The 14,927-nt window shown below is 73.0% G+C and carries 17 protein-coding genes; 9 read left to right on the top strand and 8 right to left on the bottom strand.

Annotated features, from left to right (window positions below; genetic code table 11):
* Positions 1-77 precede the first annotated feature (77 nt).
* Positions 78-1,493, top strand: coding sequence for a vWA domain-containing protein (locus QSK10_RS12170; RefSeq protein ID WP_285662766.1), 1,416 nt, complete (start codon positions 78-80; stop codon positions 1,491-1,493).
* A gap of 112 nt (positions 1,494-1,605) precedes the next feature.
* Positions 1,606-1,734: an LPXTG cell wall anchor domain-containing protein gene (locus QSK10_RS12165; RefSeq protein ID WP_285662765.1), complete on the top strand. Its 129-nt coding sequence runs from the start codon at positions 1,606-1,608 to the stop codon at positions 1,732-1,734.
* Here the strand turns inward: QSK10_RS12165 and QSK10_RS12160 are convergent.
* Entirely contained in the window at positions 1,731-2,312 is a 582-nt protein-coding gene (locus QSK10_RS12160) for a PadR family transcriptional regulator (RefSeq protein ID WP_285662764.1), read from the bottom strand. The genes QSK10_RS12165 and QSK10_RS12160 overlap by 4 nt on opposite strands.
* Positions 2,313-2,418: 106 nt before the next feature.
* Here QSK10_RS12160 and QSK10_RS12155 point away from each other — a divergent pair, with 106 nt between their 5' ends.
* Positions 2,419-3,000, top strand: a complete 582-nt coding sequence (locus QSK10_RS12155) for a hypothetical protein (protein WP_285662763.1) — start codon at positions 2,419-2,421, stop codon at positions 2,998-3,000.
* Between the two features lie 35 nt (positions 3,001-3,035).
* The gene (locus QSK10_RS12150) at positions 3,036-4,331 is read left to right on the top strand and encodes a carotenoid oxygenase family protein (protein WP_285662762.1); all 1,296 of its coding nucleotides are present in this window, start codon (positions 3,036-3,038) and stop codon (positions 4,329-4,331) included.
* Between the two features lie 98 nt (positions 4,332-4,429).
* Here QSK10_RS12150 and QSK10_RS12145 read toward each other — a convergent pair whose 3' ends face one another.
* Positions 4,430-5,626 (bottom strand): SGNH/GDSL hydrolase family protein, encoded by a 1,197-nt coding sequence (locus QSK10_RS12145; protein ID WP_285662761.1) that lies wholly within the window; start codon positions 5,624-5,626, stop codon positions 4,430-4,432.
* Positions 5,627-5,733: 107 nt separating this feature from the next.
* Between QSK10_RS12145 and QSK10_RS12140 the strand changes: the two genes are divergently transcribed.
* Complete coding sequence (locus tag QSK10_RS12140) at positions 5,734-6,189, top strand: peroxiredoxin (RefSeq protein ID WP_285662760.1); 456 nt, start codon at positions 5,734-5,736, stop codon at positions 6,187-6,189.
* A 140-nt stretch (positions 6,190-6,329) separates the two neighbouring features.
* Positions 6,330-6,716, top strand: a complete 387-nt coding sequence (locus QSK10_RS12135; RefSeq protein WP_285662759.1) for a VOC family protein — start codon at positions 6,330-6,332, stop codon at positions 6,714-6,716.
* 26 nt (positions 6,717-6,742) lie between these two features.
* Here the strand turns inward: QSK10_RS12135 and QSK10_RS12130 are convergent, their stop codons facing one another.
* Both QSK10_RS12130 and QSK10_RS12125 read right to left on the bottom strand, forming a co-directional pair.
* The gene (locus QSK10_RS12130) at positions 6,743-7,225 is read right to left on the bottom strand and encodes an Rv1352/Rv1906c domain-containing protein (RefSeq protein ID WP_285662758.1); all 483 of its coding nucleotides are present in this window, start codon (positions 7,223-7,225) and stop codon (positions 6,743-6,745) included.
* Positions 7,226-7,526: 301 nt separating this feature from the next.
* Complete coding sequence (locus QSK10_RS12125) at positions 7,527-8,120, bottom strand: hypothetical protein (RefSeq protein ID WP_285662757.1); 594 nt, start codon at positions 8,118-8,120, stop codon at positions 7,527-7,529.
* Between the two features lie 168 nt (positions 8,121-8,288).
* On the opposite strand from QSK10_RS12125, the gene QSK10_RS12120 reads away from it, so the two are divergent.
* Positions 8,289-10,313 carry a sensor histidine kinase gene (locus QSK10_RS12120; protein ID WP_285662756.1) on the top strand — a complete coding sequence of 675 codons (2,025 nt, stop codon included), beginning with the start codon at positions 8,289-8,291 and terminating at the stop codon, positions 10,311-10,313.
* On the top strand, positions 10,310-10,951 hold the full coding sequence (locus QSK10_RS12115; protein ID WP_285662755.1) for a response regulator: 642 nt from the start codon (positions 10,310-10,312) through the stop codon (positions 10,949-10,951). The genes QSK10_RS12120 and QSK10_RS12115 overlap by 4 nt, the downstream gene beginning before the upstream one ends.
* 102 nt (positions 10,952-11,053) lie before the next feature.
* Here QSK10_RS12115 and QSK10_RS12110 read toward each other — a convergent pair whose 3' ends face one another.
* The 3 genes from QSK10_RS12110 to QSK10_RS12100 all read right to left on the bottom strand — a co-directional run bounded on the left by QSK10_RS12110 (position 11,054) and on the right by QSK10_RS12100 (position 13,266).
* Entirely contained in the window at positions 11,054-11,314 is a 261-nt protein-coding gene (locus tag QSK10_RS12110; protein ID WP_285662754.1) for a BRO1 domain-containing protein, read from the bottom strand.
* 154 nt (positions 11,315-11,468) lie between these two features.
* Positions 11,469-11,924 (bottom strand): SgcJ/EcaC family oxidoreductase, encoded by a 456-nt coding sequence (locus QSK10_RS12105; protein ID WP_285662753.1) that lies wholly within the window; start codon positions 11,922-11,924, stop codon positions 11,469-11,471.
* A 118-nt stretch (positions 11,925-12,042) separates the two neighbouring features.
* Complete coding sequence (locus QSK10_RS12100; protein ID WP_285662752.1) at positions 12,043-13,266, bottom strand: lanthionine synthetase LanC family protein; 1,224 nt, start codon at positions 13,264-13,266, stop codon at positions 12,043-12,045.
* 138 nt (positions 13,267-13,404) lie between these two features.
* On the opposite strand from QSK10_RS12100, the gene QSK10_RS12095 reads away from it, so the two are divergent.
* Entirely contained in the window at positions 13,405-14,514 is a 1,110-nt protein-coding gene (locus QSK10_RS12095) for an MFS transporter (RefSeq protein WP_285662751.1), read from the top strand.
* Here QSK10_RS12095 and QSK10_RS12090 read toward each other — a convergent pair.
* Positions 14,511-14,891 (bottom strand): DnaJ family domain-containing protein, encoded by a 381-nt coding sequence (locus tag QSK10_RS12090; RefSeq protein ID WP_285662750.1) that lies wholly within the window; start codon positions 14,889-14,891, stop codon positions 14,511-14,513. The genes QSK10_RS12095 and QSK10_RS12090 overlap by 4 nt on opposite strands.
* Positions 14,892-14,927 lie beyond the last annotated feature (36 nt).

Raw genomic sequence — 14,927 nt, 5'->3', positions numbered from 1 at the left:
CGGTTCGGCGACGGCGGGAACGGGCGCGCGGCCGGGTGAGTCGCACCTCTCGAACGGCCCATCGAGAGGAGTGCCCCATGAGAATCCGATACGCCGCCGCTCTCTCCGTCCTGTTCCTCGCCGCCTGCTCGGGACCGGGCGGAGGCGCCGACTCCGGTCGCCCCGCCACCGCGCCGGAGTCCACAAAGGACGACGCGCTGTCCACCTTCGCGCTGGACGTCGACACCGCCTCCTACGACTTCGCCGCCCGCACCCTCGACGGCGGCGCGCTGCCCGACCGGGCCACCATCCGGCCCGAGGAGTTCGTGAACGCGTTCCGGCAGGACTACCCGCGCCCCACCGGCGAGGGCGTGGCCGTCACCGCCGACGGCTCGCGCGCCCCGTCCTGGTACGGCGCCGCGAAGGACGCCCGGATCCTGCGGGTCGGCGTCGCCACCCGCGACAAGCCCGCCGGTGACCGTGCGCCCGTCGCGCTGACCTTCGTCGTCGACACCTCCGGCTCCATGGCCGAACCCGGCCGCCTGGACCTGGTCAAGGACGCGCTGCACTACCTCGTCGACCGGCTCGGCCCGGACGACTCCGTCGGCCTGGTCTCCTACAGCACCAGGGCCGACGTGCTGCGCGAGATGACGCCGGTGAGCTCCCGCGGCAAGCTGCACGACGCCATCGACGAGCTGGAGATCGACGGGTCCACCAACCTGGAGGACGGCCTGGTCACCGGCTACGAGGTCGCCCGCGAGGGCTTCCGCGAGGGCGCGGCCAACCGCGTCATCCTGCTCTCCGACGGGCTGGCCAACACCGGCTCCACCGAGAGCGCCGACATCCTCGAACAGACGAAGGAGCAGGCGGGCAAGGGCATCGCGCTGCTGTGCGTGGGCGTCGGCAGCGAGTACGGCGACGCGCTCATGGAGCAGCTCGCCGACAAGGGCGACGGCTTCGCCGTCTACGTCGCCGAGCAGGAGAAGGCGCGCCGGCTGTTCGCCGAGCGCCTCACCCAGACGCTGCTGGTGGCCGCGCGCGACGCCAAGGCGCAGGTCGCCTTCGACGAGGCCACCGTCAAGTCCTACCGGCTGATCGGCTTCGAGAACCGGGCCCTGGCCGACGACGACTTCCGCGACGACGCCGCCGACGGCGGTGAGCTCGGCCCGGGCCACACGGTCACCGCGCTCTACGAGGTCGTGCTGCGGCCGGAGGCCTCGGGGCCGGTGGCGACGGCGACCGTGCGGTGGAACTCGCCTTCGGGCGGGGCGGCGCAGGAGGTCGCGGCGTCCATCGCGACCGGTGACCTGGACGGCGAGTGGGGCGCGGCGACGCTGCGGGCTCGGGTGGACCTGCTGGCCGGGTCCTTCGCGCGGGTGCTGCGGGGGGACGAGGAGACGCGCGAGTGGCTGCCCGCGCTGGAGGAGGAGGCCGCGGCGCTGGCGAAGGCCACCGATGACGGCGAGGTGGTCCGGCTGGCGGGGCTGATCGGGCGGGCGCGCGAGCTGTCCTGAGGGGTTCGGGAGGGGCCGTGTCGCGGCCCCTCCCTTTAAGGCGGATTGCCGCACATCCGCCGGTCGCAACTGGCACGATCTGCTCATAACGCCCACGTCCCCGGGGGGTCGCATGCAGGTTCTCGCGTTTCCCGGCCCGGGTGAGGGCTGGCCGTTCTTCCTGGCCCTGGCCGGGCTGGTGCTGATCGTGGGCACCGGGCTGTGGCTGTGGTTCCGCCGGTACCGGCAGGGCGAGGACTAGCTCTTCTCCTCCAGTCCGGCCTCACGCAGTCGCTCCTTCGCCCACTCCCCTTCCGGCAGGGCCGCGTCGCGCAAGCGCTCCTTGGCCCAGGCGGACCATTCAATGGACGCGCGGCTGAAGCGGATGCCCCACTCCATGGCGATGCGCCCGTAGACCGACAGTGCGGTGTCGTCCCACGGGATCTGGCCTTCCAGGGCCAGCAGGTGATCGTGGTAGGCCTGGGCGTGCTTCTCCTGGCCGTCGAGATAGCCCTCGGCCTCGGCCGGGGTGACCTGGTTGAGGAAGAAGACGCGCAGGAGCATGTCGCTGCGGCGGACGCGGGTGGGCTCGACCTCCAGCAGCCAGTGGCGCAGTTCGGCGCGTCCCTCGTCGGTGATCGCGTACTCCTTGCGGCCGCGCGGGCCCTCGGAGGCGACGACGATGAGCCCGGCCGCGTCCAGCTTGCCGAGTTCTCCGTACAGCTGGCTCTGGGTGGCCGACCAGACGTTCGACAGCGAGAGTTCGAAGGATTTCAGCAGGTCGTAGCCGCTGGCGGGGCCGTTGGCGAGCAGACCGAGGACGGCGTGTCGAAGGCTCATGGAGAAATCTTACCTTCCTGTGTTGACATGTCGTCGGTGGAGGTTCTATCTTCGACATGTCAACACAGGAATGTCGGCCGCGAGGCCTTCCGAAGGAGCCACCCCGATGCTGCGTTACGTCCGCACCTTCCTCCCCTGGATCGCCTTCGCCGCCATCACCACCAACGGCGAGCCCCGCTGGGGCGCCATCGTCGGCGCGCTCCTCTCGGTCGTCTTCATCGGCTACGACCTCCGCAAGGGCCACAAGTGGGACGCGCTGATCGTCGAGATCAGCTCCGGGATCTTCCTGGTGGGCCTGGCCGCGGCCACCCTCTGGGACCCCACCCCGCTCGGCTCGTACAGCACCGCCATCTCGATCGCCTGGCTCGCCGCCACCGCCTGGGGCTCGATGCTGGTGAAGCGGCCCTTCACCCTCGGCATCGCCAAGGGCATGGTCGAACCGGAGCTGCACACCAACCCCTACTTCATCCGCGCCGCCTACGTCTTCACCGGCGCGTGGGCGATCGGCTTCACCCTGACCGCCATCGCGCTCGCCGTCCTGAACGCCTACGCCCCCGGGGCCACCGTCTGGCTGATCGCCATCAAGGTCGCCGGGTTCGGCGTCCCCGCCTGGTTCACCGGCTACTACCGGGGCGTGCTGGACAAGCGCCGCGCCGCCGTGCAGGCCGCCATGGCCGCCGCCGAGTAGTCCACCACCCCCACGACGCGAAGAAGGGCACGAAGATGACGACCACCGCTCCCGGATACCTGACCGGCCTGCGCGCTCCCGTCGCCGACGAGATCGGCGCGGTGGACCTGAAGGTCACCGGCACCCTCCCCGCCGAACTGAACGGCCGCTACTTCCGCAACGGCCCCAACCCGCTGCCGGGCGCCGACCCCGGGCACTGGTTCGCCGGCGCGGGCATGGTCCACGGCGTGCGGCTGCGCGACGGCCGCGCCGAGTGGTACCGCAACCGCTGGGTGGAGACCAAGCGCGGACGCTACGTCGACCCCGAGACCGGCCGCGTCGACCTGGACGTGTCCACCGCCAACACCTCCGTCATCCGCCACGCCGGGCGCATCCTGGCCCTGGTGGAGTCCAGCCACCCCTACGAGCTCACCCCCGAGCTGGACACCGTCGGGCCGGTGGACTTCGGTGGGCGGCTGACCACCGCGATGACCGCCCACCCCAAGGAGGACCCGGTCACCGGCGAGCTGCACCTGTTCGGCTACGCCTTCCGCCCGCCGTTCCTGACCTACCACCGGATCTCGGCCTCCGGCGAGCTGATCCACACGTCCACCGTGGAGGGTCCCGGGGCGACGATGATGCACGACTTCGCCATCACCGCCAACCACGTGGTCTGGCTGGACCTGCCGGTGGTCTTCGACATGGAGAAGGTCGGCAAGGCCCTGCCGTTCTCCTGGTCGGACGCCTACGGCGCCCGCATCGGCCTCATGCGCCACGACGGGACCGGCCTGCGCTGGTTCGACGTCGAGCCCGGCTACGTCTTCCACGTCGGGAACGCCTTCGAGGACGAGCTGGGCCGGGTGACGCTGGAGGCGGTGCGCTACACCCGCGAGTCCTTCGCCGGGATCTGGGGCTACGTGGGCGCCGTGCCCAACTCCGCCCGCCATCACGGTTCGGTGCTGCACCGCTGGACCGTCGACCCCGCCACCGGCACGGTCACCGAGACCGACCTGGACGACCGGGACGTGGAGTTCCCGTCCATCGACGAGGGCCGCACCGGCCGTCCCACCCGCTACCTCTACGCCGTCACCGGCGGGGAGATCGTGAAGTACGACGCCGAGGGCGCAGCGAGCGTCCGCGACCTGGGCGTCGTGCCCGGCGAGGCGGAGTTCGTCCCCCGCCCGGGTGCCACCGCCGAGGATGACGGCTGGCTGCTGTCGATCGTCACCGACCGCGAGGGCAGCGGCTCGGACCTGCTGGTCCTGGACGCGGCGAGCCTGGAGACGGTGGCGGCGGTGCACCTGCCGCGCCGGGTTCCGATGGGTTTCCACGGGACGTGGATCAACGACTGAGTCATGGGGAGTGGATCGCCGACTGAGTCACGGTGAGTGGATCGCCGACTGACCTCTGTGGACACTCGATCGGGCGGCCTTCGGGCCGCCCTTTGGCGTTACAGCGCCGCCGGGTCGAAGGCCGCCGCCATCGCCGCGAAGCCCGCCGGGTTGGGGTGCAGCCCGTCGGAGCCCGCGCTGAACTCCGCGCGCATCCGGTCCGGCTCGGCCGGATCGGCCAGCGCGGCGTCGAAGTCGACCACCGCGTCGAAGGACCCGGGCGAGCGGATCCACGCGTTGACGGCGTCCCGGGCCGCCTCGTTGGCCGGACTGTCGTAATAGGACCCCTTGAACGGCGTCAGTGTCGCACCCACGATCCGCAGCCCGCGCGTCTTGGCGGCCACGACCAGGGTCCGCAGCCCCTCCACGATCCGGCCCGCGATCGCCGGGTCCCCGCCGGACTCGCCGATGTCGTTGACCCCGATGAGCACCACGACCGTCCGGACGCCCGGCCGCGCCAGCACGTCCCGCGCGAACCGGGCCAGCGCCGACTCCCCGTAGCGCTCGGTGCCGGTCAGCAGCCGGTTGCCGGTGATGCCGCAGTTGAGCACGGCCGAGCCGAGGCGTGCGGTGAGCTGGTCGGGGTAACGGTCGTCGCCGCCGACGGTGGAGCCGAGGCCGTCGGTGATGGAGTCGCCGAAGGCGACCACGGCGTCCTCGCGCGGCCCGGCGACCTCGACTGCGGTGAGGTAGTAGGACGAGAGGACCGGCGTGGTGAAGGCCGCGCCGCTGGTGTCGTGGCGGTGGTCGCCGGGGGCGCGGTAGGCCCGCTCGGCGGCGGTGCGGTGGAAGGTCGCCGGTCCGGTCGTCCCGGCGAACCAGAGCGTGACGCTGATCCGGGTGAGCGCGGCGGCGTCCAGCCGGGCGGCGTCGGAGCGCAGCTCCTCACCGGGCGCGATCACCGTCGCGGCGCGCCCGCCGAAGGTGAGCGGCCAGGACGTGCCCGGCGCGATGCCGCCCCCGGCGCCCGCCAGCGCGACGCTCGCCCCCGAGACCACCAGCGGGCGGGTGCCGTAGCGGTTGGAGAGCGTGACGCGCATCTTCGTCCCGCCGGCGGTGAGGCGCAGGACCTGCCGCACGCTCTCCCCGGCGAAGCCCGCCAGCGACCAGTCCGGCGAGGCGGCGGCGCTCGCGGTGGGCGCCTGCATCGCCCGCGCCCACGCGCTCGACCACACGCCGGGCGCCTCGGCGGCGGCCGGTACCGCCACCGCCGCCAGCGCGAGGGCGAGGACCGTGGCCAGGCCCAGTTTCCGCATGGCGCCAGTCTGCCAAGCCGGGCGGCCCGGCGCGATGGGCCGGACAGGTCCCCGCCCCCGCCGCCGCGCGAACCGCTACCCTCAAGTCCGACCCGGAAGGAGCCGCCATGCAGCCCGGTGACCTCGTCGAGGACTTCGAACTACCCGACCAGACCGGCACTCCCCGGCGGCTGTCGGCGCTGTTGGAGGACGGGCCGGTGGTCCTGTTCTTCTATCCCGCCGCCATGACGCGGGGATGCACCGCCGAGTCCTGCCACTTCCGGGACCTGGCCGCCGAGTTCGCCGAGGTCGGCGCGCAGCGCGTCGGGATCAGCAAGGACACCGTCGACAAGCAGGCCGAGTTCGCCGCCAAGCACGACTTCGACTACCCGCTGCTGTCCGATGTGGACGGGGACGTCGCGCGGGCCATGGGCGTGCGGCGCAAGCTCGCGCTGGGGCCGCTGAGCACGAAGCGGGTCACCTTCGTGATCGGCAAGGACCGGCGGCTCATCGAGGTCATCTCCAGCGAGACCAACATGAACGCGCACGCCGACACCGCCCTGAAGGCGCTGCGGGACGCGTGAGGTTGCGCGCGGCCGTCAAGATCGGTTAGCTTCGAAGGCGGTGGCGTTGCTCCCGTCGACCTTCTTGTACCGGTCCGGGGTCGGCTTCGTCACGACTTCTAGGAGTACCACCGCACGTGTCTGAACCCCGCAAAAGTTCAGTGCAGCTCAATCACACCATCGTCGCCACGACGAACCACCGCATCTCCGCCCAGTTCTGGGCCGACGTTCTCGGCCTGGAGATCGGCGCGGAGTGGGGGCCGTTCATCCAGGTGAACACCGATAACGGCGTCGGGCTCGACTTCGCCGCGGTGCCACCGGGTGAGGAAGTCCATCCGCAGCACTACGCCTTCCTGGTCACCGATGACGTCTTCGACGCCGGGTTCGCGCTGCTGAAGGAATGGCGGGTGCCCTACTGGGGCGATCCGCGCAAGTCCACGCCGGGCGAGATCAACACCAATGACGGCGGCCGCGGGGTCTATTTCGAGGATCCCGATGGGCACTACATGGAGATGATCACGGTCCCGTACGGGGGCTGGAAGCAGTAGTCAGAGGGCGGCCCGCGGGCCGCCCTTCACGTTCGCCGCCAGAGTCCGCAGCCCTCGCTGCGGAAGGCCACGTCATCGGGCTCGATGGTGATGACCGCCTGGGTGCCGGGTTTGGCGTTGCCGTTGGCGATGATGTCGTCGAGCTCGCCGGTGGTGTTGGACAGCCGCTCCCAGTAGCAGAGGATCGCGGTGGCCGGGACCGTCGTCCGGTACCGCCCGGCCTCGACGTCGGCGCCGACCAGGTAGGTCCCGTCGCCGGGGATCGCCTCGCCGATCCCGGACGCGGCCACGCCCGGCGGTGGCGCGGCGAACGCGGGCGGCGAGGCGGGGGCGGTGGGCGTGTCGGGCGTCGGCTGGACGCCGGAGCCGTCCTCGGCGGGCTTCTCGCCGGCGGCGCGGATGAGCCCGATCAGCCCGAACAGCAGGCACAGGATCCCGACCGCGACGAACACCGAGACGGCGATCAGGACGCCCTTCTGCCGGGGCGGCCCGGATGGCGAACCGGGCACCCCTCCGGGGTGCCCGAGCTGTATCGCGGTCGTCGTCGTGGGGCCCGGAGGCCCCGCCTCCCCGGAGGGAGGCGGCGGCACATCCGGCATGGGCGCCGGTGAATCCGGCGGTACGGGTGTCGGTACGGGTTCGGCCGACCGCGGCGGTTCGACGGGTTCGGCGGGTCGCTGCGGATCAGGTGGGAACGGCCCGGGCGGACGCCACGGGTCCGGCTCCGGCCCACCCGGCCGGGTCGGCTCCTGGCTCATGACTCCATGGTCGTCGCCGAAACGGTCTTTGGGGCCGGAATCGGCCAACCCGTCACCATCCGATGGCGGCCTTGGGGCGGGTGAGGAGCAGGGCGCCGATGAATCCGTAGGTGCCCAGCAGCCAGAGGGCGGAGAGGTAGGTGAGCGCGACGCCGTCCCCCACGCCGAACTTGAGCCCGATCAGCACCGGCAGCCACACACCGGCGGCCAGCGGCAGCCACCGCAGCGGCCCGGTCCACTTCCCCACGCGGGCGATGGCGATCCCCTCCACCGCCATCCCCAGCATGGTCAGCGGCCAGGCGGGGTCGATGACCATGAGCCAGCCCGGCAGGTCGCCGTAGGTCGGGTAGGGCATGGAGGCCACGTTCACGATCGCGGCCAGGAACGCCGTCCCCATCAGGCCGATCGGGATGATCCGGCCCTTGCGGGGGCCGGTGGCGCGGGTCGCCAGGACGGCCCAGTGCAGGCCGATGACCGTGAGCATGAAGACGCCGCCGGTGCCCAGGTCCCAGGCGGACTGGCCGTCGTCGATGGTCACGTTGTTCCGGTCGAGCTGCCCGAGCGACCAGGCGAGCGTGCCGAGCAGGGCCGCCGCCCCGGCGACGCGGATCGCGCCGGGTCTGGTGGCGGTGAGCGGTGCGGTCATGTGTTCCCCCTCGTGGGCGCGCGGCCGCAGGTCGGCCACCGGCACACCGTCCCTTCCGGACGTCCCGGGCCGGCAGAGCCGCGGGCGCGCCGGAAGCGGGCGGGTGTCCCGGGTGGCCCGGGACGTTCGCCCGGCGCGGCGGGACACCCGCGGTGGCACGCTGTCGTGGTGCCGCACGATCGCCCGCTCAGACGCCTCGCCTACACCCTGGCGCTGCTGTGCCTGCCCGCCACCGCCTTCGTGATCTGGGTGGACACCGGGCATCCCGGCGGCGTCGGCAGCGAGGCCCTGTCGGCCCCGGCCTGGCAGGACCTGGGCGCGGGCCTGCCCTACGTCGCGGCGGCGGCGATCCTGGCCACGCGGCTGCCGCGCCACCCGATGACGTGGCTGCTGATGGCGACCGGTCTCAGCGCCTACGCGGTCGGGGTGGGCAGCGCGTACGCGACGCTGTCGCTGGCCGGGCACGGCGGGCACCTGCCGCTGACCTCGGCGGCGATCTGGGCGGGCGGCCGGATCGGGCCGGTCATCAACCTGTCGCAGCTGGCGCTGCTGCTCTACTTCCCCGACGGCAGGCTGCCCGGCCGCCGGTGGCGGTGGCCGGCGGGGCTGGCGCTGGTCGCGGCGGTCTACGTGGTCGGCGTGCTGTTCACCGTCCCGTGGCGGCTGCTGGACCCGGGCGGGGCGGTACCGGAGGCGCTGCGGCCCGACCCGTTCGCGCTGCCGCTGCCCGACGCGTACTGGGTGTCCACCAAGGGATTCCCGCTCATCTTCGTCTCGGTGTACGGGTTCGTGCTGGCCACCTTCGTGCGCCGCTTCTTCGGTGCCGACGCCGAGAAGCGCGCGCAGCTGCGGTGGATGCTGCTGGCCGGGTGCGTCCTGTTCGCGCTCATCCTCGGCGACCGGATCGCCCCGCCGGGCCTGGTCTACGGCCTGGTGAGCTACCTGGCGAGCATGGCGGTGGTGGCCGTGGCGGTGCTCATCGCCGTCTCCCGCTACCGCCTCTACGACGTCGACATCCTGCTGGGCCGCACCCTCCTCTACGGGCTGCTCACCGTCCTGGTCGTCGGCGTCGACATCACCGTGTTCGTCTCGGTGGGCGCGTTCCTGGACGATCCGGTGGCCGCGGTGGCGGGCGCCGGTGTGGTGGCCGTCCTCTATGGACCGTTGCGGCTGCGGGTCCAGCGCGGCGTCAACCGGGTCCTCACCGGTCGCGGCGAGCCCTACGACCTGATCGCGGCGCTGGCGGTGCGGCTGGAGGAGTCCACCGACCCGCGCGAGCTGCTGCGCGAGGTCGCGCGGGTGGTCGGGCGGTCCTTCCGGGCCTCCTACGTCAAGGTCGAGGTGGACGGCGGGCAGTCGGCCGCGTGGGGTGAGCCCGCCGACTCCGCCCTCGACCTGCCCTTCGCCTACCGGGGCGTCCACATCGGACGCCTGCTCATCGCGCCCCGGCCCGGCACGCGCCTGGGCGACGCCGACCAGCGACTGCTGGCCGACCTCGTCCGGCAGGCCGCGGCCGCCGTCCGCAACACCGCGCTGACCGAGGAGCTCCAGGCCGGGCGGGAGCGCCTGGTCACCGGCATCGCCGAGGAGCGCCGCCGCCTGCGCCGCGACCTGCACGACGGGCTCGGGCCCGCGCTGGCCGCCGCCGGGCTCAAGGCCGAGGCCGCCCGCAACCTCGCCGCCCGCGATCCCGCGCGGGCCGGGCGGATCCTCGATGAGCTGCGCGGCGACCTCACCGGCGCGCTGGCCGACCTGCGGCGGGCCGTCCACGACCTGCGCCCGCCGGTGCTGGACCAGTACGGGCTCGCCACGGCGCTGCGGCGGCAGGCCGAGGCCTTCGACGGGCCGCGCCTGCGCGTGGCGGTAGAGGCCGGGGAGACCGGGGACCTCCCGGCGGCCGTCGAGGAGGCGGTCTACCGCATCGCGGGCGAGGCGCTGTCCAATGTGGTCAGACACGCCGCCGCCTCGGAGTGCGTGCTGCGGCTGGAGGTCACCGGCGATACCGTGGCCCTGGACGTCGCCGACGACGGCGCCGGGCTCGCCGACGGCACCGGCTACGGCGTCGGGCTCATCGGGATGCGTGAGCGCGCCGCCGAGCTGGGCGGCGAGCTGACGGTGGCGTCCGGGGCGTCCGGGACCACCGTGCGGGCCCGCATACCCCGCCGGAGGAACGACATGGAGGGGACGAGGTGAGACCGACCGTCCTGATCGCCGACGACCACCCCGTCTACCGCGACGGGCTGCGGCTGATGCTGGAGTCGACCGGCGAGGTGGAGGTCCTGGGCACCGCCGCCGACGGTCTGGACGCGGTCATCATGGCCCGCGAGCTGCGGCCCGACGTCGCGGTCCTGGACATCTCGATGCCCACTGTGGACGGTGTGGAGGCCGCGCGGCGGATTTTGGCGGCCGAACCGGGCACCGGGATCCTCATGCTCACCATGTACGACGACGACGCCAACGTGTTCGCCGCGATGCTCGCCGGGGCGCGCGGCTACCTGGTCAAGGGCGCCGACCAGACCCAGATCCTGCGCGCCATCACCGCCGTGGCCGCCGGGGAGACCATCTTCGGACCGGCGCTGGCCGCCCGCGTCACCGCCTACTTCGGACGGCTGGCGGCGAGCCCGGCCGCCGATCCGTTCCCGGAGCTGACCGCGCGCGAGCGGGAGGTCCTGGAACTGCTGGCGGCGGGCCTGGGCAACGCCCAGATCGGCGCCCGGCTGGGGATCTCGCCGAAGACGGTGCGCAACAACGTCTCGGCGGTGCTGGCCAAACTGCGGGTCGCCGACCGCGCCCAGGCGGTGTTGCGGGCGCGATCGGCCGGGCTGGGCTGACCCGGTGCCCCTCGCCGCATCGCTCTCCCGGCCGGGCCGGAAGACCGGTTCGCGAGGAACACGGAGCCGCCGCATCGCGGCGGACTCCGTCTCGCACACGCCCTAGATGAGGTCGGCGTAGTCCTTGGCGTCGTCCATGGCGCCCGCGCCGTGCGAGAGGGCCTCGTTGAGGGACTGCACCTGCTGGTCGAGACGGCCGATGCTCTCGTCGACCTTCGGGTTGGACGAGCCGGAGGTGGCCTCGCGCAGCTGCGCGACCGCCTCGTTGACCTTGTCGATCGCCTGCTGGATCAGGGCCTGCGCCTCCCCGGCGGTGTCGGCCGCCTGCGCGATGCCGGCCTTGACGTCGTCGATGCCCGCCATGGGTCCTCCTGTGGCGCCAGTGTCGAGTGGTGCCTCGACAGTAGCGGCAGCGCGCCCCGGGCCGCCTCCGTCACCGCCACGGGACGGTGAAGCGCTTGCGGGCCCGGCGGATGCCGGGCCCGTCGCGGGGTAGTAGGGGTGGAGCTCTTCGGGGCTACAGCGCCTCGGGGGCGATGCGCGCGTCCTGCTTGGCGGCGAAGCGCTCCATCAGGCGGCGGTGCTTGGTGTTCTGGAAGGCCGCGAAGCGCCACTGCCCGCCGTTGCGGACCGCGGTGAGCGTCTGCACCTTCAGCTGCGAGCGCTTCGGGGCGTCCTGGCCGGGCTTCAGGACGGCGCCCTCGGTCACGATCACCGCCACGTCCGGGGTCAGGAACCGCATCCGGCGGATCTTGCCGTACAGGTGGGTGTTCTTCTGGAACTTCTCCCACAGCGCGGCGTGTGCGTCCACGATCTGCTTGCGGCCGTGCAGGTGCGTGCCCACGAAGGTCACGTAGTCGGCGTCCTCGGTGAAGGCGTCGGCGTAGGCCTCGGCGTCCCCGGCGCCCCAGGCGGCGTTCAGGCGGTCGAAGAGGGCGGTGACGGCGGCGGAGTCGGCGGGGGTGGCGTACATCGGTTTCTCCCTTGTTCTGTTTCTCATCCGGGGTGTTTTCCCTGATGAGAAGAACTTACGGAGAGACCGGGGCGGCCCGAATCGGTCGACTTACTTAGGTGCCTACCGGCGTACCGACTTAACCCACGCCGGGCAGCGCGAAGGCCACCGACGGGTCGCGGCCGTCGAGGAGGCGGGCGTAGCGCAGGAGTTCCGGGACGATCCCGGCGTTGCCCTGGCCCCAGCCGGTGCAGGGCTCCAGGTCCGGGCGCTCGTCGCGGTAGGCGTGGTTGGACCAGCGGGCGCCGCTGGCGTCCACGGTGGCCCGGTCGGCGAGGTCGGCGTGGAGGGTGGCGGCGAAGTCGAGGGCGTCGCCGTGGCCCGCCTGCCGGTCGACGGCGAAGGCGAGGACACCGGCGGTGCCGCAGCAGCGCCCGTTGTTGTCCCAGAAGCCGGGCCGCACCCGACGGGGCAGGCCCGAACGCGTGACGGTGTACCAGCAGCGCGAGACCAGGTCCGTCCACTTCGGATCACCGGTGGCCCGGGCGAGCGCGTTGAGCGCGTCGGCGTCACCGGCGGTGCCGTTGCACCAGCCGTAGCTGTAGCGGGGCGTCCCGTCGGGCCGGAACTGCGGGTCGGAGTGGGGCACGAGGAAGCCCTCGGGTGCCTGCTCGTCGCGGGCGATGACGTCGGCGGCGCCCCGGGCGGCCAGGTCCACCAGGTCGGCGCGGCCGGTGGCGTGGCCGACCACGGCGAGGGCGTGGACGACGCCGAGGGTGCCGTGGGCGTGGTGGTGGACGATCTCTCCGGCGTCGTCGCGGCGCAGCCAGTTCACGCGGTCGCCGGTGACGATGGCCTCGTCCACATAGGCCTGGAGGGCGCGGACGGCGAAGTCGGCGTCCCCGAGGACGAGGGCGGCCAGCGCGAATCCGGCGTTGCCGCTCATCAGCTCGAAGTGCTCGGTGAAGCGGCGGCCGTCGAAGCGTTCGCGGACGCGGTCCATGATCCGCTCGGCGGTCTTGGCGCAGCCCTCGTCGCCGTAGCGTTCGGCGATGTCCCCCAGGATCACCGCGATTCCGGCGTGGCCGAAGAAGAGCGTGGGGTTTTCGCCCTCGTCGGCCCGGGCCAGGGTCCGGGCGGCCCGCAGGGCGATCTCGGCGTAGCGGTCCTCGCCGAAGTGCGCGGCGGCGGCGACGTAGGCCGGGATGATGCCCGCCCCGCCGTTGTAGAGGTCGTGGTGGACCTCCTCGGCGCTGGCCCATGCGGGCCAGGCGATTCCGCCCTCGTCGTCCTCCCTCGCCTGCGCGGTCAGCCAGTCGAGGGCCAGCACGGCCAGGGTTTCGGGATCGAAGGCGGCGGTCATCCGTGGTCCTCTCGTCGCGACGGCTGGATCGCCATTGTGCGGCATGAATCACACCCGTGGGGCCGCGATTTCGGGCGGACACACGTTGATCATTCGGTTGCGATCGCGCCACAACGCCGTCACCGCAGGCTTTGTGCCGTGACGATCATCGACAGCGCGACCACATCCGCGGCGGCCGCGACGGACCTGCGGGCACTGGCCGCCGTCGCGGGGGGATACGGGCCGGTGCTGGACGCCGACCCGATCGCGGGCGCCGACCGCGCGCGGGCCATCGCCGACTACATCGCCCGCCTGGCACCGATCTGGGCGCGGCTCGGGGTGGACGCCGCCGGGCTCGCCGCGACCGCCGAGGCCTTCGCCGCCGACCCGCGTGAACGGCACCGGGACCTGGCCCGGCTGCTGCGCGAGGCCGTCCCGGCGGGGGAGACCGAGGCGCGCACCGGCTGGGAGCTGGCCTGGCTGGAGACGCACGGGACGCCCGCGAGGGGGGCGCGTGCCGCCTTCGCCCGCGACCGCTTCCGGTCCCTCGCCGCGCACGCCCTCCACGGGCGGCACGGCGAGCGGGCCTCGATGCGGATGCCCGGTTTCGCCGCGACCTGGCTGGCGGCGGTACTGACTCCGGCGCTGATCCCGTTCCTGGGCCTGAAGGTCACCGCGGGTGCCGCCGCGCTGGTGCTGGCGGTGGCCGGGTGCGCGCGCTGGCACCGGCGCAACCGCTGGTCGGCGACGGCCTTCGTCGCGGTGATCGCCGGGGCGACCGCGGCGGTGGCGCTGACCATGACCGCCCGTCACCTGGCCGAGTCGGCGCGGCTGGCGACCTGGCAGGAGCTGCTGGTGCTGGCCCCGGTGCTGGCCGCCGCGCCGGGCGTCCGCCCGTTCGCGGTGCGCCTGTCGGCGCTGAGCCCGCGCGTCCCGATCCTGGCCGGGATCACGCTCACCGGTGCCGCGCTGGCGCTGCTGACCACGGTCGGCGCCGACGCGCATCTGGGCGTCCTGCCGGCGGTGTTCCTGCTGGCGATCGGCCTGCCGCTGCTGTGGACGGCCTCACCGGCGGCCTACTTCGGGGCCTCGGCGGGACTGCTGATCGCGGTGACGGTGGCGGCCGCGCACACCGGTGACCGGCTCGCCGAGGGGGCGTCGCGACGGGACGCCTTCGCGGGCGGGCTGGCGACCGGCTGTGCGGCCGGGCTGGTGTTGCTGGCGATCGGGACGGCGATCACGCTGCTGGCGGTGCGCGATGAGCGTTAGCGGCGTTCGCGCCACTCGGCGACCACGACGTCCACCTTCAGCGGCATCACGGTGACCGGGGGCCCTTCGACGGGTCCCCGCAGTCCCTTCATGATGCGGGTGTTCAGTTCCTCGACGTGCTCGCGGACCTCGGACTCGCGGGTGAGCCGGTCGAGGACCTTCGGCAGCTCCTGGATCTCCTTCTTCAGGGCCAGCGCCGGGGGCAGGACGCCGGTGATCCCCTCGCGCGCGATCAGGTCGCGCACCCACCAGTCCTCGGACAGGTGCTGTCCGGCGCCCGGCAGGGGCTTGCCCATGCCGGGGAGGTTGGCGAACTCCCCGCGCTCTTCGGCCTGGCGGATGGCCTGGTCGGCCGCGGATTCGAAACGGTCGGTCATGGGTCATCACCTCCCCCGCATCCTAGGTTGGGGCGA

The sequence above is a fragment of the Actinorhabdospora filicis genome (genome assembly GCF_030269765.1).
Lineage (GTDB): Bacteria > Actinomycetota > Actinomycetes > Mycobacteriales > Micromonosporaceae > Actinorhabdospora > Actinorhabdospora filicis.
This window is presented reverse-complemented; position numbering and strand designations above follow the sequence as displayed.